The 23,373-nt window shown below is 70.6% G+C and carries 24 protein-coding genes and 2 riboswitches; of the genes, 18 read left to right on the top strand and 6 right to left on the bottom strand.

Annotation, left to right across the window (positions count from 1 at the left end; genetic code table 11):
• Window positions 1–19 precede the first annotated feature (19 nt).
• The 5 genes from AB0F81_RS23895 (at window position 20) to AB0F81_RS23875 (ending at window position 7,241) form a co-directional block, all read left to right on the top strand.
• Window positions 20–1,888 (top strand): DUF5941 domain-containing protein, encoded by a 1,869-nt coding sequence (locus AB0F81_RS23895; protein WP_360200693.1) that lies wholly within the window; start codon window positions 20–22, stop codon window positions 1,886–1,888.
• Between the two features lie 234 nt (window positions 1,889–2,122).
• Window positions 2,123–3,424 (top strand): ABC transporter ATP-binding protein, encoded by a 1,302-nt coding sequence (locus tag AB0F81_RS23890; protein WP_360200692.1) that lies wholly within the window; start codon window positions 2,123–2,125, stop codon window positions 3,422–3,424.
• A gap of 159 nt (window positions 3,425–3,583) precedes the next feature.
• Entirely contained in the window at window positions 3,584–4,012 is a 429-nt protein-coding gene (locus tag AB0F81_RS23885; RefSeq protein ID WP_360200691.1) for an ATP-binding protein, read from the top strand.
• Between the two features lie 91 nt (window positions 4,013–4,103).
• A complete protein-coding gene (locus tag AB0F81_RS23880; RefSeq protein ID WP_360200690.1) occupies window positions 4,104–4,844 on the top strand; it encodes a beta-phosphoglucomutase family hydrolase in 741 nt (246 codons plus the stop codon).
• Between the two features lie 33 nt (window positions 4,845–4,877).
• Window positions 4,878–7,241 (top strand): glycoside hydrolase family 65 protein, encoded by a 2,364-nt coding sequence (locus tag AB0F81_RS23875; protein WP_360200689.1) that lies wholly within the window; start codon window positions 4,878–4,880, stop codon window positions 7,239–7,241.
• Between the two features lie 72 nt (window positions 7,242–7,313).
• Here AB0F81_RS23875 and AB0F81_RS23870 read toward each other — a convergent pair whose 3' ends face one another.
• Window positions 7,314–8,345 carry a hypothetical protein gene (locus AB0F81_RS23870; RefSeq protein WP_360200688.1) on the bottom strand — a complete coding sequence of 344 codons (1,032 nt, stop codon included), beginning with the start codon at window positions 8,343–8,345 and terminating at the stop codon, window positions 7,314–7,316.
• An 8-nt stretch (window positions 8,346–8,353) separates the two neighbouring features.
• Window positions 8,354–8,487, bottom strand: a riboswitch (cyclic di-AMP (ydaO/yuaA leader).
• A 207-nt stretch (window positions 8,488–8,694) separates the two neighbouring features.
• Window positions 8,695–8,831: riboswitch (cyclic di-AMP (ydaO/yuaA leader) on the top strand.
• Between AB0F81_RS23870 and AB0F81_RS23865 the strand changes: the two genes are divergently transcribed.
• On the top strand, window positions 8,830–9,897 hold the full coding sequence (locus tag AB0F81_RS23865) for a hypothetical protein (protein WP_360200687.1): 1,068 nt from the start codon (window positions 8,830–8,832) through the stop codon (window positions 9,895–9,897). Its footprint overlaps the riboswitch before it by 2 nt.
• Before the next feature lie 25 nt (window positions 9,898–9,922).
• Here the strand turns inward: AB0F81_RS23865 and AB0F81_RS23860 are convergent, their stop codons facing one another.
• Window positions 9,923–10,696, bottom strand: coding sequence for an ABC transporter ATP-binding protein (locus AB0F81_RS23860; protein ID WP_360200686.1), 774 nt, complete (start codon window positions 10,694–10,696; stop codon window positions 9,923–9,925).
• Window positions 10,689–11,585 (bottom strand): ABC transporter permease, encoded by an 897-nt coding sequence (locus AB0F81_RS23855; protein WP_360200685.1) that lies wholly within the window; start codon window positions 11,583–11,585, stop codon window positions 10,689–10,691. Before AB0F81_RS23855 ends, AB0F81_RS23860 begins: the two co-directional genes overlap by 8 nt.
• Window positions 11,586–11,773: 188 nt before the next feature.
• On the opposite strand from AB0F81_RS23855, the gene AB0F81_RS23850 reads away from it, so the two are divergent.
• The 5 genes from AB0F81_RS23850 (at window position 11,774) to AB0F81_RS23830 (ending at window position 15,209) form a co-directional block, all read left to right on the top strand.
• Window positions 11,774–12,379, top strand: a complete 606-nt coding sequence (locus AB0F81_RS23850) for a TetR/AcrR family transcriptional regulator (RefSeq protein ID WP_360200684.1) — start codon at window positions 11,774–11,776, stop codon at window positions 12,377–12,379.
• Window positions 12,380–12,499: 120 nt separating this feature from the next.
• Window positions 12,500–12,880: an Atu4866 domain-containing protein gene (locus AB0F81_RS23845; RefSeq protein WP_360200683.1), complete on the top strand. Its 381-nt coding sequence runs from the start codon at window positions 12,500–12,502 to the stop codon at window positions 12,878–12,880.
• Window positions 12,881–12,921: 41 nt separating this feature from the next.
• Window positions 12,922–13,548 carry a nicotinamide riboside transporter PnuC gene (pnuC, locus tag AB0F81_RS23840; protein ID WP_360200682.1) on the top strand — a complete coding sequence of 209 codons (627 nt, stop codon included), beginning with the start codon at window positions 12,922–12,924 and terminating at the stop codon, window positions 13,546–13,548.
• The gene (locus tag AB0F81_RS23835) at window positions 13,545–14,642 is read left to right on the top strand and encodes an AAA family ATPase (RefSeq protein WP_360200681.1); all 1,098 of its coding nucleotides are present in this window, start codon (window positions 13,545–13,547) and stop codon (window positions 14,640–14,642) included. Before pnuC ends, AB0F81_RS23835 begins: the two co-directional genes overlap by 4 nt.
• Window positions 14,643–14,645: 3 nt before the next feature.
• A complete protein-coding gene (locus tag AB0F81_RS23830; protein ID WP_360200680.1) occupies window positions 14,646–15,209 on the top strand; it encodes a hypothetical protein in 564 nt (187 codons plus the stop codon).
• Here the strand turns inward: AB0F81_RS23830 and AB0F81_RS23825 are convergent.
• On the bottom strand, window positions 15,197–15,613 hold the full coding sequence (locus AB0F81_RS23825) for a rhodanese-like domain-containing protein (protein WP_360200679.1): 417 nt from the start codon (window positions 15,611–15,613) through the stop codon (window positions 15,197–15,199). The two genes, AB0F81_RS23830 and AB0F81_RS23825, sit on opposite strands and share 13 nt — an antisense overlap.
• Complete coding sequence (locus AB0F81_RS23820; protein WP_360200678.1) at window positions 15,610–16,065, bottom strand: cysteine dioxygenase family protein; 456 nt, start codon at window positions 16,063–16,065, stop codon at window positions 15,610–15,612. Before AB0F81_RS23820 ends, AB0F81_RS23825 begins: the two co-directional genes overlap by 4 nt.
• A gap of 442 nt (window positions 16,066–16,507) precedes the next feature.
• On the opposite strand from AB0F81_RS23820, the gene AB0F81_RS23815 reads away from it, so the two are divergent.
• The 4 genes from AB0F81_RS23815 (at window position 16,508) to AB0F81_RS23800 (ending at window position 19,951) form a co-directional block, all read left to right on the top strand.
• Window positions 16,508–17,509, top strand: a complete 1,002-nt coding sequence (locus tag AB0F81_RS23815; protein ID WP_360200677.1) for a neprosin family prolyl endopeptidase — start codon at window positions 16,508–16,510, stop codon at window positions 17,507–17,509.
• A gap of 144 nt (window positions 17,510–17,653) precedes the next feature.
• Complete coding sequence (locus tag AB0F81_RS23810) at window positions 17,654–18,175, top strand: sigma-70 family RNA polymerase sigma factor (RefSeq protein ID WP_328464639.1); 522 nt, start codon at window positions 17,654–17,656, stop codon at window positions 18,173–18,175.
• The gene (locus AB0F81_RS23805; protein WP_360200676.1) at window positions 18,172–18,894 is read left to right on the top strand and encodes a zf-HC2 domain-containing protein; all 723 of its coding nucleotides are present in this window, start codon (window positions 18,172–18,174) and stop codon (window positions 18,892–18,894) included. Before AB0F81_RS23810 ends, AB0F81_RS23805 begins: the two co-directional genes overlap by 4 nt.
• A gap of 13 nt (window positions 18,895–18,907) precedes the next feature.
• Window positions 18,908–19,951 carry a S66 peptidase family protein gene (locus AB0F81_RS23800; protein WP_360200675.1) on the top strand — a complete coding sequence of 348 codons (1,044 nt, stop codon included), beginning with the start codon at window positions 18,908–18,910 and terminating at the stop codon, window positions 19,949–19,951.
• A 4-nt stretch (window positions 19,952–19,955) separates the two neighbouring features.
• Here the strand turns inward: AB0F81_RS23800 and AB0F81_RS23795 are convergent, their stop codons facing one another.
• Window positions 19,956–20,444 (bottom strand): response regulator, encoded by a 489-nt coding sequence (locus AB0F81_RS23795; protein ID WP_360200674.1) that lies wholly within the window; start codon window positions 20,442–20,444, stop codon window positions 19,956–19,958.
• Window positions 20,445–20,529: 85 nt separating this feature from the next.
• Here AB0F81_RS23795 and AB0F81_RS23790 point away from each other — a divergent pair, with 85 nt between their 5' ends.
• The 3 genes from AB0F81_RS23790 to AB0F81_RS23780 all read left to right on the top strand — a co-directional run bounded on the left by AB0F81_RS23790 (window position 20,530) and on the right by AB0F81_RS23780 (window position 23,364).
• The gene (locus tag AB0F81_RS23790; protein ID WP_360200673.1) at window positions 20,530–21,045 is read left to right on the top strand and encodes a GNAT family N-acetyltransferase; all 516 of its coding nucleotides are present in this window, start codon (window positions 20,530–20,532) and stop codon (window positions 21,043–21,045) included.
• A gap of 10 nt (window positions 21,046–21,055) precedes the next feature.
• Entirely contained in the window at window positions 21,056–21,961 is a 906-nt protein-coding gene (locus AB0F81_RS23785; protein WP_360200672.1) for an NADPH:quinone reductase, read from the top strand.
• Window positions 21,962–22,059: 98 nt separating this feature from the next.
• Complete coding sequence (locus AB0F81_RS23780; RefSeq protein ID WP_360200671.1) at window positions 22,060–23,364, top strand: sensor histidine kinase; 1,305 nt, start codon at window positions 22,060–22,062, stop codon at window positions 23,362–23,364.
• The last annotated feature ends 9 nt before the right edge of the window (window positions 23,365–23,373 follow it).

Here is a 23,373-nt window from a genome sequence, read left to right as displayed (position 1 = left end):
GCTCACGAGGAGTTGAACGGTGACCCTGGCCCTCCTCTATGCCGCGCCCGGCCCCACGGCGATTCCGGATGCCGACGCCGACCGGCTCGCCGGGGACCTCACCGCCGCGCTGCGCGCCGCCGGCGCCTCGGCGGTGGACCGGCCGGCCGCTCCCGGCGAGGTGGCGGCCCATCTGCGCGAGCTGGCCCGGCACGCCCGGGAGGCGAACCAGCCGCTGCTGATCTGCCCGGACAACCTGGTCGCGCACGCCAGCCTGCTCTGGACGCTGGCCACCGAGCCGGCCGGGCGCAGCACCGTACTGGTCGCCCCTGATCCCGGCGGCGACCTCAAGGAGGACCGCGGCCGGGTGGTTCCCGCCGCACCGGGCACCGGGACGGTCCGCTTCCTCGGCGCGCTGTGCGTCGCCCCCGCCGACCTGCCGCTGCTGGAGAAGGTGGCCGACCGCGCCGACCTGCTGCCCGCCCTGCTGGAGGCCGGGCTGGTCCCGATCGCCACCCGGACCCGGCTGCTGCACGCCGAGCAGGTGAGCACCGAGGCCGAGCTCGCCGCCGCCCGGGCCGCGGTCGCCGCGGTGGACGAGGACGCGGCGCGCCTGCGGCTCGCCGTCAAGGAACAGGACGACTTCTTCACGACGTACGCGGTGAGCACCTGGTCGCCGCTGGTGACCAAGGCGGCGGCCCGGCTGCGCCTGACGCCGACCGCGGTGACCGGCCTGTCCGTGCTCTTCGCCGTCGGCGCCGCACTGCTCTTCTGGCAGGCCTCGCGGGTCGCGATGATCGCCGGTGGCGTGCTGCTCTATCTGGGTTTCGTGCTGGACTGCGTGGACGGCCAGCTGGCCCGTTACACCCGCCAGTTCGACGCCTTCGGCGGCTGGCTCGACACGATGGCCGACCGCGCCAAGGAATATGCGGTGTACGCCGGGCTGGCGGCCGGAGCGGAGCGGATCGGCCTGCCGTACGCCTGGCCCCTGGCGATCACCGCGATCGCCCTGCAGACCGCCCGGCACATGACCGACACCTGGTACGGCGCGCTGCACGACGAGGCAGCCGCACGGCCGGTCGCCCCGTCCGCGGGCGGTGTCGGCGCCCGGCTCAGCGCCGCCTCGGTGAAGGCGCAGAGCCAGCGCGGCTCACTGATCTACTGGCTGAAGCGCATCGTGGTCTTCCCGATCGGCGAGCGCTGGGCGTTGATCGCGGTGCTGGCCGCCGTCACGAACGGCCGGGTCACGCTCGCCGCGGTGGTCGGGTTCGGTGCGCTGGCGGCGGCGTACACGCTGGCGCTGCGGTCGCTGCGGGCCCTCTCCATGCGGGTCGGCGTGCTGAACACGGTCGACACCATGCGGCACCGCGACGACGGCCCGCTGGTGCGGTCGGTGCTCAGCCGGGCGGGCGCCGGGTGGCCCCTGCCCGCGGCGGCGCTGTTCGTGGCGTACGCGCTGGCGGCCGTCGCGGTGCTGCTCGCCGGTGAGCCGTCCGGCCTGGCCTGGCTGCTCGCCCTGGTGGCCGTCCCGGTGCTGCTCGCCGGTCTCCCGGCCCGCCGTCCCCACAGCGGCGCCCTGGACTGGCTGGTCCCGGCCGCGCTGCGGGCCGCCGAGTACCTGACGGTGATCGCGGTCGGGCTCTACGGCTCGGTGCCGCCGCCGGTCGTCTTCCTGCTGCTGTTCATGCTGGCGATGCGGCACTACGACCTGACCGCCCGGATGGAGAAGGGCGCTCCGGCGACCGGCGCCGTCGGTGCCGTGCTGGGCTGGGACGGCCGGGTGCTGTTGCTGGTGCTCGCCGCCCTCGCCGGCTACGCGACCGCCGGTGCGGCCGCGCTGGCCGCCCTGGTCGGCGGCGCCTTCCTGATCGTGGCGGTGTCCGACTGGCGGGCCAGCCGCAGGGTGTGAACTTCGGGTGCGCTCCGCGCCCCCCAGTCATGCGGAGGATTCTGTCCGTTATGTCGCTTCTTGCTGTGCACGTGCACAGCTGATCTCCTGAAGTTCAGATCTCCGTAATCGATTGATCACTATGTGCGAATGGCACTTTTGCCCGATGGCGAACCATCGAAGCCACTCGCAGAGTCAGTACCCGATCGCCGACCGTCGTGGGATCGGGATCACAGTCGATCGGGGAGGTTGGCGGTGTCCACCGTCGCGCTCAAAGACGTCACGAAGATCTGGCCAGATGGCACGTTTGCCGTCGACAACCTCAGCCTGGAGGTCCAGGACGGGGAGTTCATGGTCCTGCTCGGCCCCTCCGGCTGCGGCAAGTCGACCGTGCTCCGCATGATCGCCGGCCTCGAGGATCCCACCGAGGGTGAGATCCTTCTGAACGGCGAGCCGGTCCTCGAGCTGCCCCCGCGCGACCGCAGTATCGCGATGGTGTTTCAGGACTTCGCGCTCTATCCGCACATGACCGTCGCGGAGAACATCGGCTTCCCCCTGAAACTCTCCGGCGTCGAGCCGGCGCCGCGCCAGGACCGGGTCGGTGCCGTCGCCGGCGCGCTCGGCATCGGCGAGGTGCTCGCCCGGCGTCCCAGCCAGCTCTCCGGCGGTCAGCGCCAGCGGGTCGCCATGGGCCGCGCCATCGTCCGCCGCCCCGGCCTCTTCCTGATGGACGAGCCGCTCTCCAACCTGGACAGCGGACTGCGCGCCGAGCTGCGCGCCGAGATCACCAGCATGACCCGCGAGCTCGGCGTGACGACCATGTACGTCACCCACGACCAGGCCGAGGCGCTGACCATGGCGGACCGCGTGGCGATCATGCGCAAGGGCGTGCTGCAGGACGTCGGCACGCCCACCGACGTCTACCGGCGCCCGGCCACCCTCTACGTGGCCGCCTTCCTCGGCTCGCCGAAGATGAACCTGCTCGAGGCCTCGGTCTACGTGCACCTGGATCAGTACATCGCGCTGAGCTTCGGCGAGCAGACCCTCTACATGCCGTGGAACGACCCGCGGGCGCGGGCGGTGGCGCGGTACCACGGCGAGCGGATCGTGGTCGGGATCCGGGCCGAGGCGCTGACCCCGGTGACGCCGCAGACGCCAGGACACATCTTCCAGGGCCGGATCCGCTACCTGGAGCACCACGGCCACGAGTCGGTCGCGTACCTGGACATCGGGGCCACGGCGATCGTGGTGGACGAGATGAGCGGCCCGGTCCAGGACCAGCCGCCCGCCGAGAGCGCGCTCAAGCGGATCGGTGGCGCGCTGCAGCGGCTGACCCGGCCGGCGCCCCCGGAGCGACCACGCGAGCCACGGTCCCGCGATCGGGTGAGTGTGCTGAACGACCCCGGCCGGCACGCCCGCAAGCCGGCCGAGCTGGCCGTGCGGCTGGCGCCGTACCCGCAGGTGTCGTCCGGCCACCCGCTGGCGATCTCGGTGCAGATGGACGCAGTGCACTTCTTCGACGAGCGAGGTGATCGCATCGATGTGGGCTGGCGGTAGCCGATCCGGCCGGCGGTGGACCGGCGGGGAGAGATGCGCCACGTACGGGCGGGTTAACCGATGCCTCCCGCCACCGGTCGGCCACAGCGCGTAGGCTGCACGACGGTGGAGGACAGGATCGGACACAGCGTTCGCTCGGCTCCTGGTAGGGAGCCGAGGGTGGATGCCGCCCCTCCACCGGTGGATCCGGTGCTCCTCGACCGCTCCTTCGGCCATGACGACATCACCGTCCTGCGCCACGAGGTCGCCGAGCATCTCGCCGCGGTCGGCCTCGGCAGCGACCGGCGGCACGGATATCTGCTCGCCGTCAACGAAGTGATCACCAACGTGGTGCTGCACGCCGGCGGCGCCGGCCGGCTCGTGCTGCGGATCGAGGACGGTTCGCTGTGGTGTGTGGTGACCGACTCCGGTCCCGGCATTCCCGGCAACTATCTGAGCGATCTGCGGGCGCCGGAGGCGTACGAGGTGGGTGGCCGCGGATTGTGGCTGGCGCACCAGTTGTGCGACGAGGTGACGACCGCAACCGGTCCGATAGGTACCTCGATCGGATTGCGTATGTCTTTGGATGTCGTGCCGGATTCCCGGTGAAACAGCAGGTTGAACGACCTGTGAACCATCGCGGAAATGTGAAGGCGCCCTTCCGCTCTCGTCATCCTTCCCGTCCGGCTACATTGGGCGCGTGCTCGGACTTCCTTCGCAGGTGACCGCTTGCCTTTTCGATCTTGATGGGGTGCTGACGCAAACCGCGTTGGTGCACAGTGCCGCGTGGAAACAGACGTTCGATTCGTTCTTGGAATCGTGGTCCGCGCGTCAGGGCACCCCGTTCGTCCCCTTCGACATCGGCATCGACTACCACCGGTATGTGGACGGTCGGCAGCGTGCCGACGGCGTCCGGACCTTCCTCGCCTCCCGCGGCATCACCCTGCCCGAGGGAGACCCCGACGACGGCCCCGACCGGGAGACCGTCAACGGCGTCGGCAACCGCAAGAACGAGCTGGTGCTGCAGAAGATCGCAGAGGGTGCCGTCCAGGTCTACCCCGGATCGGTGGAGTACCTGAAGGCGGCCAAGGCCGCCGGCCTGCGCCGCGCCGTCGTGTCGGCGAGCGCCAACTGCAAAGACGTCCTGGAGGCGGCCGGCATCGCCGACCTGCTGGAGGCCCGCGTGGACGGTGTCGTCGCGCGCGAGCTCGGCCTGCCCGGCAAGCCTGCTCCCGACACGTTTCTGTACGGGGCTAAGCTACTCGATCTCGCCCCGGAGAACTGTGCCGTGTTCGAGGACGCCCAGGCCGGCGTGGCGGCCGGAAAGGCGGGCGGCTTCGGCATCGTCATCGGGGTGGACCGGGTCGGTCAGGCGGAGGCGCTCCGGCAACACGGCGCCGACATCGTGGTGACGGACCTGTCCGAGCTCCTCCCTCAATAAGACCTCCTCTTCTCAGTACCGAGAGGCACGACCGTGATCCGTGAACGGGCCTACCCCGTCGACCCTTGGCACATCCGGGAGACCCGGCTCGACCTGGACCTGCTGGCCCAGTCAGAGTCGGTGTTCGCGCTCTCCAACGGCCACATCGGGATACGCGGGAACCTGGACGAGGGCGAGCCGCACGGCCTGCCGGGCAGCTACCTCAACTCGTTCTACGAGCTGCGGCCGTTGCCGCACGCCGAGGCGGGGTACGGCTTCCCGGAGTCCGGCCAGACCATGGTCAACGTCACCAACGCCAAGCTGATGCGCCTGCTCGTCGACGACGAGCCGTTCGACGTGCGCTACGGCGAGCTGCGGTCCCACGAGCGGTGCCTGGACCTGCGGGCGGGCACCCTGGAGCGGATCGTCGAGTGGGTGTCCCCGTCGGGCCAGGGCGTCCGGGTGCGCACCGTGCGGCTGGTCTCGTTCACCCAGCGCGCGGTGGTCGCCTTCCTCTACGAGGTGGAACCGCTGGACGCCCCGGCCCGGCTGATCCTGCAGTCCGAGCTGGTCGCCAACGAGCAGCTGCCGCCGATGAGCAAGGACCCGCGGGTGGCCGCGGTTCTGGACCGGCCGCTGCAGGCCGAGGAGATGATGGAGCAGCCGGCCGGCGGCATCCTGGTGCACCGCACCAAGGCCAGCGACCTGCGGATGGCCGCGGCCATGGAGCACCTGGTGGAGACGCCGGGCCGGCACGCCATCACCACCGAGGGCCACCCGGACTGGCTGCGCACCACGGTCGCCTGCCGGCTCGAGCCCGGCCAGAAGCTGCGGGTGGTCAAGCTCGCGGCGTACGGGTGGTCCAGCATGCGCTCGCTGCCCGCGGTGCGGGACCAGGTCGGCGCGGCTCTCGCCAGCGCCCGCCTGGACGGCTGGGACGGCCTGGTCGAGCAGCAGAAGGAATACCTGGACGCGTTCTGGGACCACTCCGACGTCCGGGTCGACGGCGACCCCGAGGTGCAGCAGGCGGTCCGCTTCGGCCTCTTCCACACCCTGCAGGCCGGCGCCCGGGCCGAGAAGCGCCCGATCGGTTCCAAGGGCCTCACCGGGCCCGGCTACGACGGCCACACCTTCTGGGACGCCGAGACGTTCGTCCTGCCCGCTCTGACGTACACCCAGCCGTCCGCGGCGGCCGACGTGCTGCGCTGGCGGCACTCGACCCTGGACCTGGCCCGGGAGCGGGCCCAGACGCTCGGCCTGCAGGGCGCTGCCTTCCCGTGGCGGACCATCCGCGGCCAGGAGTGCTCCGGCTACTGGCCGGCGGGCACGGCCGGGTTCCACATCGGCGCCGACATCGCCGACGCGGTCCGCCGTTACGTCCAGGCCACCGGCGACTACGACTTCGAGCGTGAGGTCGGCCTGGAGCTGCTGGTGGAGACCGCCCGGCTGTGGCGCTCGCTGGGTCACCACGACCGGCACGGGCGTTTCCACATCGACGGCGTCACCGGCCCGGACGAGTACACCGCCGTGGTGAACGACAACATCTACACCAATCTGATGGCGCAGCAGAACCTGATGACCGCGGTCGAGGCGTGCAAGCGGCATCCGGACCTGGCCCGCCGGTTCGGGGTGGACGACGAGGAGGCGGCGTCCTGGCGGGACGCGGCGGCCGCCGTGCACATCCCGTACGACAAGGAGCTGGGCGTCCACCAGCAGTGCGAGGGCTTCACCCGGCTGCAGGAGTGGGACTTCGAGGGCACCCCGCCGGAGGGTTACCCGCTGCTGCTGAACTACCCGTACTTCGACCTGTACCGCAAGCAGGTGATCAAGCAGGCCGACCTGGTCATGGCCATGTACATCCGCGGTGACGCGTTCACGCCGGAGGAGAAGGCGCGCAACTTCGCCTACTACGACGCGCGGACCGTACGGGACTCGTCGCTCTCGGCCTGCATCCAGGCCGTGCTGGCCGCCGAGACCGGGCACCTGGAGCTGGCCCACGACTACCTGGGCGAGGCCGCCCTGATGGACCTGCACGACCTGCACCGCAACGCCCGGGACGGCGTGCACGTGGCGTCGCTGGCCGGGTCCTGGATCGCACTGGTCGCCGGCCTCGGTGGCATGCGTGACTTCAACGGCCAGCTCAGCTTCGCTCCGCGCCTGCCCAGCCGGATCAACAACCTGGAGTTCTCGCTGCTCTGGCGTGGCCTGCGGCTGCGGGTGAACGTGACCTCCGAGGAGGTCACCTACTCGCTGCGCAACGGTGGCGGCTCGGCCCGGCTCACCCTGCTGCACCACGGCAAGGAGATCGAGGTCACCCAGGTGCGCCCGGTGACCATGGCGATCCCGCCGGCGCTGCCGGTGGGCGCCGCGCCGTCGCAGCCGGCCGGCCGGGCGCCGGTGCGCCGGGCCGTGCACTAGAAGCGCCCAGACGCGAGAACGGCCCCCGCCCTGCAGGGCGGGGGCCGTTCTCGTAGGTCGGGGTTGCTGTTGCTAGAGCATCGAGACGTGCACGTGGTCAGTGTGGTCACTGACCCCGCTGTACGAGCGCCATTCGCCCGTGGCGGCGAACCAGATCTGCTTGTACCAGATCACGTAGTAGATGCCGAGTTCGTCGGCGTTGCGCACCAGGAAGGCCGTCAGGTTGTTGCCGTACTTCATCTCGTCGGTGCTGTCCGCCGAGGAGAAGCCGCTCTTCTGCAGCGACCAGTCGCAGGCCCGGCCCTTGGGATGCTCGAACGGCCCGCCGTTGCGGTGACAGCCCACGAAGCGTTTGAAGCCCGCCTTGCGCACTTCCTTGTACATGTGCAGGGTGCGCTTGGTCACACAGCCGCTGGTGGTCTCGTCCTTCTCCGTGCAGCCCTCGGGGGAGAACCCGCCGTTGCTGTTGCGCGGAGCCGGGTCCGCTTCCTTCGACTTGGCGTCGACCAGGCCCTCGTTGATGGTCCGGTTGAGGCCGGTCGAGCCACCCAGCAGGTCGATCTGCTTGTTGGCCGCGGCCTTCTGCTTGGTCAGCGCGGTCAGCTGCTGCTGCTCGTTCTTGACCTCGGCGTCGAGCGCGGCTTTCTTCTCGCTGACCGTGGCGATCGCCTGGTTCAGCTCGCGCAGCTTGCCGTCGTGCAGGCGGTTGATCTCCTCCAGCGAGATCGCCTTGCTCATGAAGTCGGACGACGTGCTGGCGTTGAGCAGGAAGCCGACGGCGCTGAGGTCGCCGGTCTGGTACTGCTGCGCGGCGATCTTGTTGACCTCGGGAATGAGGACGTCGCGCCGGGCTTCGGCAGCCGCCAGCTCGCTGGTCAGCTTCTTCTGGTTCTTCCGGGACGCGGTGACGGCGGCCTTGGCGTTGACGAAGCGTCGGTTGGTCGACTCCATCAGGTCCGACATCAGGGCGTCGTCCTCGTCCTCAGCACTCGGCGAGCTACCGCCCGGCGCTGCGGTCGCCATTGTGGCGGGAGCCACAAACAACGCAACTGCCATGAGCGGTGCCAGGGCTAACGTCAGCCACCGGCGGGGACTTGCGGTCATCAAGCAACAGTTCCTTCCTAGTCACCGCCGACCGAGTTAGCTGACGGGTTCGGGACGGAAGCAATCCCTACCGCATTACGCGGATTCACCCCAGTGACCTGGTTCCCCGGCTCACCTTTCGGCGATTGGGCGGCGGCCTGCCGGCAACTCGGGGGCGGTGCCGTCCTGGCAGGACCGGCGGCCAGTTTACCCGAGATATCGCCGCGCATCAGGACCCACGGAACCGCCAAAAGTGTTACCGGACAACGACATTGCGTAATCAGGTCACCAGCCGTGTGCAGGCAATTGCCGTGCGTACGAGAACTGTCGATCTGTCGATGCAGTCGGTATGGTCGATCCGGTTCCCGACCGGGGACCGCCGCCTAATCGCCCGTTGCGGCGAGCCGGGGAACCATATTTCCTCCGGGGTGAATCCGCGAATGCGGTAGGGATTTCCTTCGTCCCGAACCCGTCAGCTAACCCGGCCGGCGGCCGACGGAAGGAAATGCCTGTGCAGGATCTGACTGCGCGGCGATTAGCAGCGGTGATGGCGCTGCTCATCGCCGTGTGCGGGTTGGCCGTCGCCCCGACGCCGGCCACCGCGGCCCCCCGCCCCCTCGCCGCCCCCGGCGACAACGGTGACGACGGTGAGGGCGGTTCCAAGTCCCTCGTCACCCAACTGGAAGAGGCCTCCCGAGGTTTCGTGGAGGCCAAGGCCAAGTTGAAGAAGTCCAAGCAGCAGCAGGCCGACCTGGCCGCGGAGCTCAAGCGGCTGGACGCCGCGCTGGGCCCGCAGCAGGCGGCCCTGGACGAGCTCGCGAAGCAGGCGTACACCACCGGCCGGGTCGGCCCGATGTCCGCCCTGATCACCGCGAACACGACCGACACCTTCCTGGACCGGGCCGAGACGCTGGCCACCGTGGCGGCTCAGCAGAACGAGGCGATCGCCGACCTCAAGGCCACCCGGGACGCCCAGCAAAAAGCCAAGATCGCCATTGACGCGGCCATCCGTGACGAGCAGAAGCAGGTCAACGTGATGGCCAAGCGGAAGGCTCAGGCCGAGACCGCGCTCAAGGAGGCGAACCAGGGCGAGGACGCCGACCAGCCCGGTGACAACGACAGCGGCGGCAGCTCCGGCGGCGGCTCCAGCGGCGGCGGCAGCGCGTCGGCCGACCCGGCGCCGGGCGGCAGTGGCTGCACCGAGGACGACCCGACCACCGGTGGCTGCCTCAGCCCGCGCATGCTGCACGCGTACCAGGAGGCGCGCGAGGACGGGTTCACCCGGTTCACGCGCTGCTTCCGCGAGCAGAACAGCGGTGAGCACCCGAAGGGCCGGGCGTGCGACTTCTCCTCCGAGAAGAACACCTTCGGCGGCGACGCCACCGGCGGTGACAAGACGTACGGCGACAACCTGGCGAAGTACTTCATCAACAACGCCGACGAGCTGCAGGTGCTCTACGTGATCTGGTACCGCCGGATCTGGCTGCCGAGCAGTGGCTGGAAGTCCTACAGCGGGGCGGGTGGCGACCCGTCCAGCGACCACACCAACCACGTGCATCTCTCGGTCAACTGACGCGGCCGGGGCGGGGGTACGGGACCTACTTGCGCATGTAGGTCTCGTACTCCCGCATCACGTCCTCGGTCGCGCCGTCGGCCCGGATCTGCCCCGACTCGAGCCAGATGCAGCGGTCGCAGGTGTCCCGGATCGACTGCTCGCTGTGGCTCACCAGGAAGACCGTGCCGGCCTCGGCACGAAGCTCCCGCACCCGCTGCTCGCTGCGCCGGCGGAACTTGGCGTCACCGGTGGCCAGCGCCTCGTCGATGAGCAGGACGTCGTGCTGCTTGGCGGCGGCGATCGAGAAGCGCAGCCGGGCGGCCATGCCGGAGGAGTACGTCCGCATCGGCAGCGAGGAGAAGTCGCCCCGCTCGTTGATGCCGGAGAACTCGATGATGTCGTCCTTCTTCGCCTTCACCTCGGCCGGTGACATGCCCATCGCGAGGCAGCCCAGCTCGACGTTGCGCTCACCGGGCAGCTCGTTCATCAGGGCCGCGTTCACACCCAGCAGCGAGGGCTGCCCGGCGGCGTAGATCTTGCCGCGGGCGACCGGCAGCAGGCCGGCCACCGCGCGTAGCAGCGTGGACTTGCCGGAGCCGTTGCTGCCGATCAGACCGATCGCCTCACCCCGGTACGCCACGAAGCTCACGCCCTTGACGGCGTGCACCTCCCGTACGGTAGCGGCCCTGGTGTTGGTGACCAGCCGCTTGAGGCTGACCAGCGGGCTGTTGTTGCCGGGCGCCGCGGAGCTGTGCACCTTGTAGATGACATGGGCGTTGTCCGCGATGACGGTGGGGATGCGCTCGCTGTCAGCCACGGCCGTAGCCCTTCTCTCCGCGCCAGAAGTACACGTAGCCACCCAGGCCGACGACGAGGGTCCAGACGACCGCCTGGATCCACAGCAGGGTCGGCGAGCCGGCCAGCGGGACGTCCTCCATCAGCGAGTGCCGGGTCAGCTCGATGAAGATGAGCAGTGGGTTCGCCTCGACCACGGCGAGCGGCCAGCCGCTGAGGTGGTTCTCGAACAGGGTCACCGGGTAGAGCACGGCCGACCCGTAGAGCCAGAACCGCATGATGAACGGCGTCAGCTGCTTGATGTCGCGGACCTTGGACCCGAGCCGCGCCATGAACAGCGCCAGGCCGGTGTTGAAGACCGAGTGCAGCAGCGCCACCGGGATGATCAGGAGCCACTGCACGGTGATCGGCTCGCCGGTGAGCAGCATGATGCCCATCAGGACGAACAGGGCAACGACGTAGTTACGGATCTCCACCAGGGCGACCGACAGCGGCAGGCTGCCCCGCGGGAAGTGCAGGGCGCGGATCAGCCCGAGGTTGCCGGTGATCGCGTTGATGCCGGACTGCACCACCGACTGGGTGAAGCCGAAGACGAACACGCCGGCACAGAGGTACGCGATGAAGTTCGACACCCCGTTCCGGCCGCCCAGGATCACGCCGAAGATCACGTAGTACACGGCGGCGTTGATGATCGGAGTGAGGACCTGCCACACCATGCCGAGCTTGGTGTTGCCCAGCGCCGAGGTCATCTTGGCGCTGGCGTGCGCCTGGATGAAGTGCCGGTACGACCACAGATCGCGCGTGTACTCGAGGAGGCTGGGTAGCCGTCCTGAAGCGCTCAGACCGTGCCGTCGGGCCATCTCCTTGAGAGAGAGCCCGGCGCCGGGGTCGGCGACCGCCGTCTCTGGCATGGGGTGGTGCTCCGATCTTGTCGGCCCGTAGGAGGCAGCGGGTTCCGGTGACTTGCGCGAGAACACAGCTAGCAGCATGACAGGCACCCGCCGACATCGATGAAACGGGTTCGTATCGACGTGGCTGTTGACGGTACTTGACCAAACGGCGGAACGCAACCGTTACGTCGTACCGTTATAGTGACCGTGTGGCGACAGTAAAGCGCGCACCTGCCGGAGCGGCGGTGCTCCGAGGCGACATCACCGTGGCGATTCGCAACGCGGTCATGAACGAGTTGGCGGAAGTCGGCTATGGCCGATTGTCCATCGAAGCCGTGGCGCGCCGCGCGGGGGTCGGCAAGACTGCGATCTACCGGCGGTGGAGCAACAAGCTCGAGATGGTCCTGGAGATCATTTCCGACGTGGCCGAGCGAAAGGTGCCCCTTCCGGACACCGGGAGCTTCGCCGGCGATCTCGAGCTGCTGATGATGATCGTGAGCCGGGCGCTGCAGCACCGCATCGCCTCCCAGATCATCCCGGACCTGATGGCCGAGGCCGCTCGCAACCCGCAGATCGCCGAGACCCTGCAGCGAGCGCTGCACACCCACCAGAAGGCGGTCGGCGAGAAGCTGGTCGGTCAGGCCGTCGCTCGCGGCGAGCTGCCCGAGGGTACGGATGCGAACCTCGCCGTCAGCCTGATCCTCGGCCCGCTGTACTGGCGTCTGGCGGTCGCGAGGCAGCCGCTGGCGGACGACGACCTGGAAAAGCTCTCCCAGGCCGTGACAGCGGCTCTGAAGGGCGCTGCCGGGGCCTGAGAGGCCGCAACCGGCTGCTTCCCGAACCGCACCCGTCCGCAACTCAAGAATTCCTGGGCTCCGCGATCCGGTGACCGAAGGGATGGGCTGACCCCGACCCGCCCCCCGGAGCCGGAGAAGATGACCCCTCTCGACGACGCCTGGCCCGACACGACCGTGCGCGAAGCCACGGTGCTCGACGCCACCGCACTGCTCGCCATCGCCATGGGTGGTGCGGCCGACCCCGGCGCGCGCCCACTCTCGAAGCGCCCGAAGGTGGTGACCGGAGCCGCGGTGACCGGCGCGTGGCGCAGCCCCGACGGGGTGGTCCGGCTTCAGCTGCGTACCGACGGCACCTATGCCGGTGAGGTCGCCGGCCGGCGCCGCCCGGCCCGCGGCACCTACCAGATCGACGGCGCGTCGGTGCTGCTGCACGACGACGACTCCGGGCTCAACACCCCGGTCACCGTTCACGAGGGCGAACTGGAGATGGCCGGCCACCGGCTGCTGCCGGTCGGGTAGCCCGCCTTCCCCCATCGGCTCCCGGCCGCGATGCTGTGCCCATGATCGATTGGTTGAACAGCCCGGCTCTGGTGGCGTTCGGCGTTCCGACCTCGTGGGCCGAGGTGCTCGGCTTCGTCACCGGCCTGGTCAACGTCGGCCTCCTGGTCCGCCGGCACATCCTCAACTGGCCGCTCGGCATCCTCAACGTGCTGCTCCTGATGGTCGTCTTCTGGAGCGCCGGGCTCTACGCCGACTCCGGGCTGCAGATCGTCTACGTGATCCTCGGCTGTTACGGCTGGTGGGCCTGGCTCCACGGCGGGCCGGACCGGACCCGGCTGGTGGTCCGCCACACCACCCGGACGGAGTGGATCGGCCTGGCGGTGGCCGGGGTGCTGCTGACCGGTGGCCTCTGGCTCTTCCTCGACCGGCTCACCGGGTCCACGGTGCCGCTGGCCGACGGGCTCACCACGGCGCTGTCGCTGCTCGCCACCTACGGCCAGACCCGCAAGCTGGTGGAGAGCTGGTGGATCTGGATCGCCGCGGACCTGATCTACATCCCGCTCTACGCGTACAAGGGCCTCTGGCTGACCGCGATTCTGTATGTGGCATTTCTCACGCTGTGTGTTCTCGGTATGCGGGCCTGGCGCGGGGCGTGGCGCGATCAGCGACGGAGCGTGACGGCGTGAGGTACGGGCACGGGCTGATCGTCGGGAAGTTCTACCCGCCGCACGCGGGACACCACGCGCTCATCGAGGCCGCCGCGGCGGCCTGCGAGCGGCTGACCGTGGTGGTGGCCCCCTCCTCGGCCGAGAGCATCCCGCTCGCCGACCGGCTGGAATGGCTGCGGGAGGCGCACGGCCCCGGTGTCCGGTTCGTCGGCGTCCACGACGACCACCCGATCGACTACCACGACCCGGCCGTGTGGGAACTGCACATGGCGGTCTTCCGGGCGGCGGCCGGCGCCGACCGCGTCGACGCGGTCTTCTCCTCCGAGGCGTACGGCGCGGAGCTGGCCCGCCGGTTCCACGCCCGGGCGGTGACCGTCGACCCGGACCGCATCCGGGTCCCGGTCTCCGGGACCGCGATCCGCGCCGACCCGGTCGGCAACTGGCGGTTCCTCGGGCCGGGCGCCCGGGGCGGGCTGGCCCGGCGGGTGGTCGTGGTCGGCGCCGAGTCAACCGGCACCACCACCATGGCCCGCGCGCTGGCCCGGCACTACCGGCTGCGCGGCGGCGTCTGGGCGGCGACCCGGTGGGTGCCCGAGTTCGGCCGGGAACTGACCGAGCGCAAACTCGCCGAGCTGCGGAAGGCGCGCCCGGAGGCCACCGTGTTCGACGTCACCTGGGACCGGGACGACTTCGTCACGGTCGCGGCCGAGCAGAACGCGGCCGAGGACTTGGCGGCCAGGGACGGCTCGCCGGTGCTCTTCGCGGACACCGACGCCTTCGCCACCACCGTCTGGGAGGAGCGCTATCTGGGCAGCACGTCGGCGAAGGTGCGGGAACTGGTCCGGACACCGGACCTCTACCTGCTGACCGACGACGCCGGGGTGCCGTTCGAGGACGACGAGCTGCGTGACGGGGAGCATCTGCGCGGCTGGATGACCGGACGGTTCCGGGAGGAGCTGGTGGGGCGCGGGGTTCCGTACGCCGAACTCACCGGAAGCTATGCGCATCGCCTGCGCACCGCCGTGGGTGAGGTCGACCGGCTGCTGGCCGGCGGCTGGCGGTTCTCGCCGCCGCTGACGCCTAAGCCGGTGGCCGCGCCGGTCGATCCGTGAAGCATGCGCCACACCACGACCGCGATCGCTCTGGCCGCCCTCTCGCTGGCGCTCGGCGGATGCGCCGCGCTGGGTCTCGACGACTCGACGACCGGTTCGTCCGCGGCCGAGCAGGCCGGGGAGCCCTTCATGATGGTCGAGGAGGGCGAGGCGACGCCGAGCCAGACGCCGTCGCGGGGACGGGCGCCCAGCCCCACGCCGGAGGCCACCGCCGCGCTGCCGAGCCCCGACCCGAGCTGCACCAAGATCTGGCCGCGGACCGAGAAGGTGATGATCCCGGTCGAGGTGACGCCCGGCGCCGGTTCGCTCAAGGTCGAGTGGCCGACCCAGTACGACTCCGACTACCGGGTGACCGCCGTGCCGCAGGCCCTGGTCTCCGGCCGGCAGCCGGAGCCCACGTGGCAGCGGGTCGCGGCCGGCACCGGCTGCTCGGTGACCGCCACGATCACCGGTCTGGAATCGGGCGCGGCCTACATCGTCTGGCTGGACGCGCCGAACAGCGGTCACGAGCGGGACGGGACGCGGCACCTTTACAGCGGCCGCTCGGGCATCGTCTACCCGCTGTAGCGGGTGCCGCCGGTGGTGGGCAGGCCGGCGTCCCGCCAGGCCGCGAAACCACCGGCCAGGTCGGTCGCCCGGTGCAGGCCGAGCTCCTGCAGCGCGGCGGCGGCCAGGCTGCTGGTGTAGCCCTCCTGACAGGTGACGATCACCGGCAGCGCGTAGTCGCCCGCGAACGGCAGGCGCGCGTCCGAGCGCGGGTCCAGCCGCCACTCCAGGACGTTGCGCTCGATCACGACGGCGCCCGGGATCTCGCCGAACTCGGCACGCTGGGCGGCCGGGCGGATGTCCACCAGGACCGCGCCGTCGCGCATCGCGGCCGCGGTCTCGGCCGGCCCGAGCCGCCGCAGCCGGGTGCGGGCGTCCGCGAGGATCTCGGCGATGCCCCGGGAGCCGGGCGGCGCCGCGGTCACCACTGTGCACCGGCCCGCTCGACGGTGCGCACCTCGAGGCCCGCGGGGCCGATCCGGTACTTCGTCATGCTGGTCAGTGCCGGTCCGTAGACGTGGATGCTGATCGCCGGCCGGTCCGAGCGGTTGCTGATCCGGTGGACGTGGTGGCCGCCGAACCGCCGCCCGGCGCCCTCGCCGAGCTCGCGTGCGGTGATCCGCGGAGCGCCGGAGCCGCCGGCCGACACGGTGTCCTCGATCAGGGTGCCGGCGTAGACGTGGAACGCGCCCGCCGAGCCGCCGTGATCGTGGATCTCGGTCTCCTGCCCGGGCAGCCAGGTCAGCAGCCACACCTCGTGGTCGCCGGCGGTCGCGATCCGGTGATACCACCGCTCGACGGGGTCGAATCGCGGTGTCACCGGCCATCGGGAGGCCGCGGCGGCGAACGCCCGGGCGACGGCAAGGTGATCGGTCATGACGGCTCTCCACTCACATACATATCCTATGGGTTCACTAGGTTTTACCACAAGATCGTGGCCGGTGGTTTCCGTTTCGCGAATTCGGTGCCCGCGGGCGGCGGGCGTCCCCGAAAGAGGCTTCACGAGCTTTGCCTCTTTCTGAAGGTGGTGCGAAAAACTTCAATACGCGACGGTATCGATACGCTCCGTCGACCAAAGTGGCCGGTCAGTCACCAGATCGGCTACCCCGGTCCGCCGTAACGGAGGAATTGCTGGTCAGCCGGTCCCTGGCCTATCGAGAACGCTATATCGTGAGCGGCGCCGCCGAGAAACGGTTGCCGGAGGGTGCCCGCGTACCGCCTCCGATGCCCCGATCTACGAGGACGGACACGTGTTGAAGTCACGCCGCGGACTGTTTGCCGCCGGCCTAAGCGTCGCCGTCGTCGGCGCGATCGGAGTCGTGTCGACTCTCAACGCGGGCGCGGAGCAGATCCCGGACGCGCCGGCACCCGTCGTGGCGCCGGCCGACGAGGCGGACGTCGCGGCCGCGGCACCCGCACCGCCGGCGGTGACGCCGCCGGCCAAGCTGCCCTGGGGCGAGCGCCCCCGCAGCATCCGCAAGGGCCGGGACGGGGCCACCAGCAAGTCGCTCAAGGCCGCCGGCCTGAGCGCGGCGCGGTCCGAGGACGACGGCCAGGAGCGCGCCCCCAAGGGCCGCACCTCGCGGACCACCTTCCTGCGCACCGAGAAGACCACCGTCGTCCCGCCGGAGCCGGCGCCGGCCGACGGCGCCAGCGCGTCGTCCGCGGAGCCGACGGTGCACTTCCTTTACAACGTGGGTTCGCAGGCCGCCGAGGCCGACGCCGCCTACGCGAACCTCACCATCAGCAAGCCCAAGCTCGCCGAGAACGACTACCACACGCTCGCCGAGCTGGCCGTGCAGTCCGCCGACGGCCGCCAGATCGTCGAGGTCGGGTGGAACGTGGACCGCCTGGTCAACGGCGACGACGACCCGCACCTGTTCGTCTACCACTGGATCGACCGGAAGACGTCCTGCTACAACACCTGCGGTTTCGTGCAGTACAGCAAGACCATCAAGCCGGGCGACACCCTCGTGCAGGACACCCAGAAGCGGTTCGGGATCCAGTTCTTCAACGGCGCCTGGTGGGTGGCGTACGACACCGAGTGGGTCGGCTACTTCCCCGGTGAGCTGTGGGGCGGCACCTTCACCCGCAGCGGCCTGGTGCAGGTCTTCGGCGAGGTGGCGGCCTCGACCGAGAAGCCGTGCACCGAGATGGGCAACGGCAAGAAGGCGGACGACACCAAGGCGGCCAAGGTCGGCAGTGTCGCGTACCTGAACGGGCCCACCGTGGACATGCACGTCCGCAGCACCAGCGACCTCTACCCGGTCTCGAAGCTGAGTACCCGGACGTTCCGCTACGGCGGCCCCGGAGCCTGCTGACCAGGAGATCAACTCGATGCCCGGTCCCCGGAAAGGGGGCCGGGCATCGATGTTTTTCAGCTTTCCGGGACAGCCCTTGAACCGTGATGCGTGCCACGATGTACATCCGGGTGGCCGGGCGGAACCCGAGGGGAGCTGGCGCCGATGAAGCGACGGGTGAGCCCCGACGAGCAGCTGATGACCGCGCTCTACACCGAGCACTACTCAGTCCTGATCAACTTTGTGTCGCGGTACGTGTCGGACCGCCACAAAGCGGAGGACCTGGTGCAGGAAACACTGTTACGGGCCTGGAAGCACATCGACCATCTCGACCCGGAACCGGGCCGGACCAGGTCGTACCTGCTGACCATCGCTCGCAACGTGGTGACCAACGCCTGGCGTGCGGAACAGCGCCGTCCCCGGCTGGTCGCCGATGAGAACGCGGTCAATTCGGTGCCGTCGGCAGACAATGTGGATCAGATGGTGGAAGGCTGGCTGGTGGCGGAGGCGCTGGAACGCCTCTCCCCGGAACACCGGGCCGTCATCCAGGCGATGTATTACGAGGGGCAGAGCGTGGCGGACGCGGCGCGGAGGCTGTCGGTGCCGGAGGGCACGGTGAAATCGCGCGCCTACTACGCGGTACGCGCGCTGCGTACGGTGTTCGAGGAGATGGGGATGCTGCGATGAGCGACCTCGACGAACATGGTGCTCTGCATCGGTTGCTGGGCGGATACCTCCTCGGCGGGCTTGACGAGGCCGACACGGACCGGCTCGACGAGCACCTGCACGACTGCGCGGACTGCCGCGCGGAACTGGACCGGCTGGCGCCCGTACCGGAAATGCTGCAGCGTCTGCCGGACGCGCGCCACCTGGGTGGTGGCGCACCGCTCGCGGTCTCACCGACCGCGCGCCCCAGCCAGCAGAACATCGAAGGCCTGCTCAGCCGCATGCGGGCGGAGAAGACCAAGGAGACCCGGACCGCTCGGGTACGGTGGCTGGCCGCCGCCGCGGTGGTGATGATCGCGGCCGCCGCGATCGGCTACGGGATCTTCACGAACGGCCGCACCGACCCCGGTCGCTCCCCGCAGGCCCTGCCCAGTGTGGAACTCGTGAGCACCCAGTTCGAGTCGGCGCCCGGCAGTGGGCTGACCGGATCGGCGGTCCTCACCCCCAAGGAGTGGGGTGTGGCGATCGCGCTCGACGTGAGCCGGATGTCCGGGAAAGCACCGTTCCTGTGCCTGATGCGCAACAAGAGCGGCGGCACGGAACAGTCCGCGGTCTGGGGCGACACCGGCAACGGCAGCGCGAAGGTGAACGGCGCCAGCTCGTTCAAGATCGGTGACGTGGACGCCGTCCTGATCACCGACCGGGACGGAAAAGTGCTTGGCACCGCCTCGGTGACGTGAAAGATGAGGGGGCATGCGACCCGAATTCCGCGTGCCCCCGAAACTGCGTCCCGGCGACCGCGTCGCGGTGGTCTCGGCCGGCTTCGCCGCACCGGCGCTCTTCCCGGAGCTGCACCTGCAGGCGATGCGGCGGATCCGCACCGAGTTCGGCCTGGAACCGGTCGAGTTCCCGACGACCCGCCGGCACGCCGCGCCGGCCGACCGGGCCGCCGACCTGATGGCCGCCTGGGCCGACCCGGAGATCCGCGCGGTCTTCGCGACGATCGGCGGCGACGACCAGATCACCGTCCTGCCGCACCTCGACCCGGCGCCGTTCCGGGCCGACCCGAAACCGTTCTTCGGCTACTCGGACAACACCAACCTGCTCAACTGGCTCTGGAACCAGGGGATCGCGGCCTACCACGGCGGATCGACCCAGGTGCACCTCGCGCAGGGTGCGGGGATCCGGCCGGTGCACCTGCGGTCGCTGCGGGCGGCCCTCTTCGAGACCGGCGACCTGGAGATCGAGCCGGTCGAGGAGTTCGCCGAGGAGGAGGTCGACTGGGAGGATCCGCGCTCGCTGACCACGTCAGCGCCGATGATCCCCAGCCCGGGGTGGTTCTGGCACCGGCCCGACCGGGTGGTCACCGGGCCGGCCTGGGGCGGGAACCTGGAGATCCTGCACTGGAACCTGGCCGCCGGGCGATGGATCCGGCCGGTCGAGGACTACGCCGGGTGCGTGCTGCTGCTGGAGACCTCGGAGGAGATGCCGCCCGCCGAGGAGGTGTTCCGGATGCTGCGCAACGCCGGCGAGCGAGGCCTCCTGCGGCAGTTCCCGGCGGTGCTGGTGGCGACGGCGAAAGCCACGTTCTTCGGTGCGCCGCGGCCGCCGGAGGACCGGCCGAGATACCGCGACGAGCAGCGGGAGGCGGTGCTGCGGGCGCTGGCGGCGTACCACCCGGAGGCGATGGCGGTCTTCGGCGTGGACTTCGGGCACACCGATCCGCAGTGGGTGCTGCCGTACGGCGGGCGGATCACGGTCGACGGCCCGGCCCGCCGGATCGTCGCCCACTACTGAAAGGTCAGGCCGTGTGGCGGTAGGCGACCCGTTCCTCGCGGTGGATCGGGGTGACCGGCGGCACCGCGTGCCGGGCCGCGAGCAGAGCCGCCCGGGCCGCCGCCGCCGAGCGGATCGCCGCGTGGTTGCGCTGCCCCAGCAGGGTCTCCAGCCGGGAGGTGAGCTCGGCCCGGGTGAACGGCTTGGCCAGGAAGTCGTCGGCCCCGGCGTGCAACGCGGTCATGATCTGATGCCGGTGCACGTCGGCGCTGACCACCATGATCGGCAGGTCGGCGAGGTCGGGGTCGCTGCGGATGCGGCGGCACAGGTCGATCCCGGAGCCGCCGGGCATCCGCACGTCGATCAGCGCGGCGTCGACCCCGCCACGGCTCAGGACGTCCAGCGCGCTTCCCAGGTCGCCGGCGGTCACCACGTCGAAGCCCAGCCGATGCAGGGCCAGTTTCAGCAACTCCCGATGATCGATCTCGTCATCGGTGATCAACACGGTGGGCACGCGAACCTCCAGGGACACTGCGGCTGTGCACTCCAGTTCGGCAACCGCGCTGCTCCGCTGAGCGCAATGAGATTTCGGAGGTCACATGATCAGGACAGCGCGAGCCGGGGAGATGGAACGGCTGCGGGAGATCGAGGTCGCGGCCGGGCGGTCTTTCGCGGCGGTCGGCATGGCGGAGATCGCCCGGGACGAGCCGCTGCCCGCGGCCGAACTGCTCGGCTATCAACGGGACGGACGGGCCTGGGTGGTCACGGACGGGACGGACCGGCCGGCGGCGTACCTGATCGCGAAATGGGTGGACGGCGCCGTGCACGTGGAGCAGGTCTCCGTCGACCCGGCCTGGGCCGGCCGCGGATTCGGCCGGCGCCTGATCGAGCACGTCGCGGGCTGGGCGCGGGAGCGCGGCGCGGCCGCGCTGACACTCACCACGTTCGCCGAGGTCGCCTGGAACGCGCCCTATTACGAGCGGCTGGGTTTCCGCCGGCTGGCCGACGCCGAGCTGACCCCGGGACTGCGGGCGATCCGGGCCGAGGAGGCCGCGCACGGGCTGGACCGCTGGCCCCGGCTGGTCATGCGCTGCGATCTCCGGGACGGCTCATAGGGTTGGGGACATGCGTGCTGCCGTCTTTCACGAGCCCGGTCCCGCTTCGTCCGTCCTCCGGATCGTCGACCGTGGCCTGCCCGTGCCCGGGGCCGGCGAGGTGCGCGTCCGCATCGTGCTCTCCGCGGTGAACCCGGCCGACACCGGCACGCGGGCCGGCCGGGGTGTGCCCGACGGGGTGGCGCCGCCCCGGGTACCGAACCAGGACGGCGCCGGCGTGGTGGACGCGGTCGGCGAGGGCGTGCGGGACCTGGAACCGGGCGACCGGGTCTGGGTCTGGGACGCCGGGCACGGCCGGGCCGACGGCACCGCCCAGGAGTTCGTCGTGCTGCCCCGCCGCCAGGTGGTCCGGATGTACGACGGCGTCCCGTTCGAGGTCGGCGCCGCTCTCGGCATCCCGGCGCTCACCGCGCACCGCTGCCTGACCGCGGCCGCCGACGGACCGGCCCGGCTGGCCCCCGGCGCGCTGGCCGGCCGAACCGTGCTGGTCGCCGGCGGTGCCGGAGCGGTCGGCAACGCGGCGATCCAGCTGGCGAAATGGGCCGGGGCGCGGGTGCTCGCCACGGTCAGTTCCACGGAGAAAGCCGAGCTGGCGAGCGCCGCCGGCGCCGACGTGGTGATCAACTACCGGGAGGAGGACGTGGCCGCCCGGGTCCGCGAGCTGACCCCGGCCGGCCCGCACGTGATCGTCGAGGTGAACACCGCCGACCTCGACCTCACCTACACCGCCACCGACCAGGAGAAGGCGAACGCGGTGGCGGCCGTCGCGGAGGCGGTCGACACCGGCGCCTTCCGCGTCGGCGAGGACGCCGGGCTGCCGATCATCCGTTTCCCGCTGGATCGGGTCGCGCAGGCCCACGAGGCTGTGGAGAACCACGCGGTCGGCAAGGTCGTCGTCGAGGTGACCGCGCCTTGACCGGATGTCGGTTGAGCCGGCGGTCGGGTTAACCCTACTGTCGATCGGGCGGCCCGCGGGATCGGAGGGGGAGGCCCCGGTTGCCTAACGTCAACGGCATGACGACGACCTACGCCGATACGGCTGGAAACTCGAGCGTGGCCGGGCGCTACCTGCGCCAGCTGGCCATCGACACGCAGTACGTGCTTCTCGGCTTCCCGATCGGCCTGATCACGATCGTGCTGTGCATGGCCGGTTTCGGGGTCGGCGTCGGCACCGCGATCATCTGGGTCGGTCTGCCCGTCCTGGTGGCCACGCTGGGCATGTCCCGCGGCTTCGCCACCCTGGAGCGGGCCCGCATCGGCCCGGTGCTGCGCCGCCAGGTGCACCACCCGGCCTACCGCACCGGCCGCGACCAGGGCCTGCTCCGCCGCACCCTCATCCCGCTGGCCGACGTGCAGTACTGGCTCGACATGCTGCACGGGATGTTCCGCTTCATCCCCAGCACCGTCGCCTTCTGCTTCGTCATCACCTGGTGGGCGGTGACCCTGGCCGGCCTCGCCTACCCGCTCTACGACTGGGCGCTGCCCCACCCACCGGACAACTACGAGCTGGTCGAACTGATCGGCTTCCAGGACAGCGCCGGGAACCGGATCGTGCTGAACGTGCTGATCGGCCTGATCTTCGGCGCCACCCTCTACCCGGTCGTCCGCGGCTCGGCACTGCTCGAAGCAGCCTTCGCCCGCGGCCTGCTCAGCGGCGTCGACGAGCTGCGCCAGCAGGTCACCGAGGCGCACGCCGCCCGCGACGTCGCCCAGCAGCAGAAAGCGGCCGCCGTCTCGGCCGAGGCGGTCGCGCTGCGCAAACTCGAGCGCGACATCCACGACGGCCCGCAGCAGCGGCTGGTCCGGCTCGCCATGGACCTCGGCCGGGCCGAGCAGCAGTTCACCACCGACCCGGACGCGGCCCGCGCCACCGTCGCCGAGGCGCTCTCGCAGACCCGCGAAACCCTCGACGAACTGCGGGCGCTGTCCCGCGGCATCGCCCCGCCGATCCTGGTCGACCGGGGACTGCGGGCGGCCCTGACCGCGCTGGCCGGCCGGTGCACGGTCCCGGTGGACCTGGACGCCCCGCCGATCGAGCGGCTGGACCCGTCCGTCGAGTCGACCGCGTACTTCGTGGTCGCCGAGGCGCTGACCAACGTCGCCAAGCACAGCCACGCCAACGAGGTGCAGGTCAGCGTGCAGCGGATCGCCACCGGCCTGCTGGTGACCGTCGCCGACGACGGGGTGGGCGGCGCCAGCCTGGCCAAGGGGCACGGCCTGGCCGGCCTCGACGACCGGGTCCGGGCGGCCGGCGGCGTCCTCGCCGTGGAGAGCCCCGAGGGCGAGGGGACGCGGCTCACGGCGGCCCTGCCGATCTGACAGCATGGC

This window comes from Actinoplanes sp. NPDC024001 (assembly GCF_040638955.1).
GTDB lineage: Bacteria > Actinomycetota > Actinomycetes > Mycobacteriales > Micromonosporaceae > Actinoplanes.
Note: the sequence above shows the minus strand (reverse complement) of the source record. Positions and strands in the feature narration are given on the sequence as shown.

Coding starts and splice junctions, on each gene's coding strand:
- AB0F81_RS23870 (WP_360200688.1), bottom strand. CDS start 8,345: ATGACCGCAAGTCCCCGCCGGTGGCTGACGTTAGCCCTGGCACCGCTC.
- AB0F81_RS23865 (WP_360200687.1), top strand. CDS start 8,830: ATGCCTGTGCAGGATCTGACTGCGCGGCGATTAGCAGCGGTGATGGCG.
- AB0F81_RS23855 (WP_360200685.1), bottom strand. CDS start 11,585: ATGCCAGAGACGGCGGTCGCCGACCCCGGCGCCGGGCTCTCTCTCAAG.
- AB0F81_RS23845 (WP_360200683.1), top strand. CDS start 12,500: ATGACCCCTCTCGACGACGCCTGGCCCGACACGACCGTGCGCGAAGCC.
- pnuC (WP_360200682.1), top strand. CDS start 12,922: ATGATCGATTGGTTGAACAGCCCGGCTCTGGTGGCGTTCGGCGTTCCG.
- AB0F81_RS23830 (WP_360200680.1), top strand. CDS start 14,646: ATGCGCCACACCACGACCGCGATCGCTCTGGCCGCCCTCTCGCTGGCG.
- AB0F81_RS23820 (WP_360200678.1), bottom strand. CDS start 16,065: ATGACCGATCACCTTGCCGTCGCCCGGGCGTTCGCCGCCGCGGCCTCC.
- AB0F81_RS23810 (WP_328464639.1), top strand. CDS start 17,654: ATGAAGCGACGGGTGAGCCCCGACGAGCAGCTGATGACCGCGCTCTAC.
- AB0F81_RS23805 (WP_360200676.1), top strand. CDS start 18,172: ATGAGCGACCTCGACGAACATGGTGCTCTGCATCGGTTGCTGGGCGGA.
- AB0F81_RS23800 (WP_360200675.1), top strand. CDS start 18,908: ATGCGACCCGAATTCCGCGTGCCCCCGAAACTGCGTCCCGGCGACCGC.
- AB0F81_RS23790 (WP_360200673.1), top strand. CDS start 20,530: ATGATCAGGACAGCGCGAGCCGGGGAGATGGAACGGCTGCGGGAGATC.
- AB0F81_RS23785 (WP_360200672.1), top strand. CDS start 21,056: ATGCGTGCTGCCGTCTTTCACGAGCCCGGTCCCGCTTCGTCCGTCCTC.
- AB0F81_RS23780 (WP_360200671.1), top strand. CDS start 22,060: ATGACGACGACCTACGCCGATACGGCTGGAAACTCGAGCGTGGCCGGG.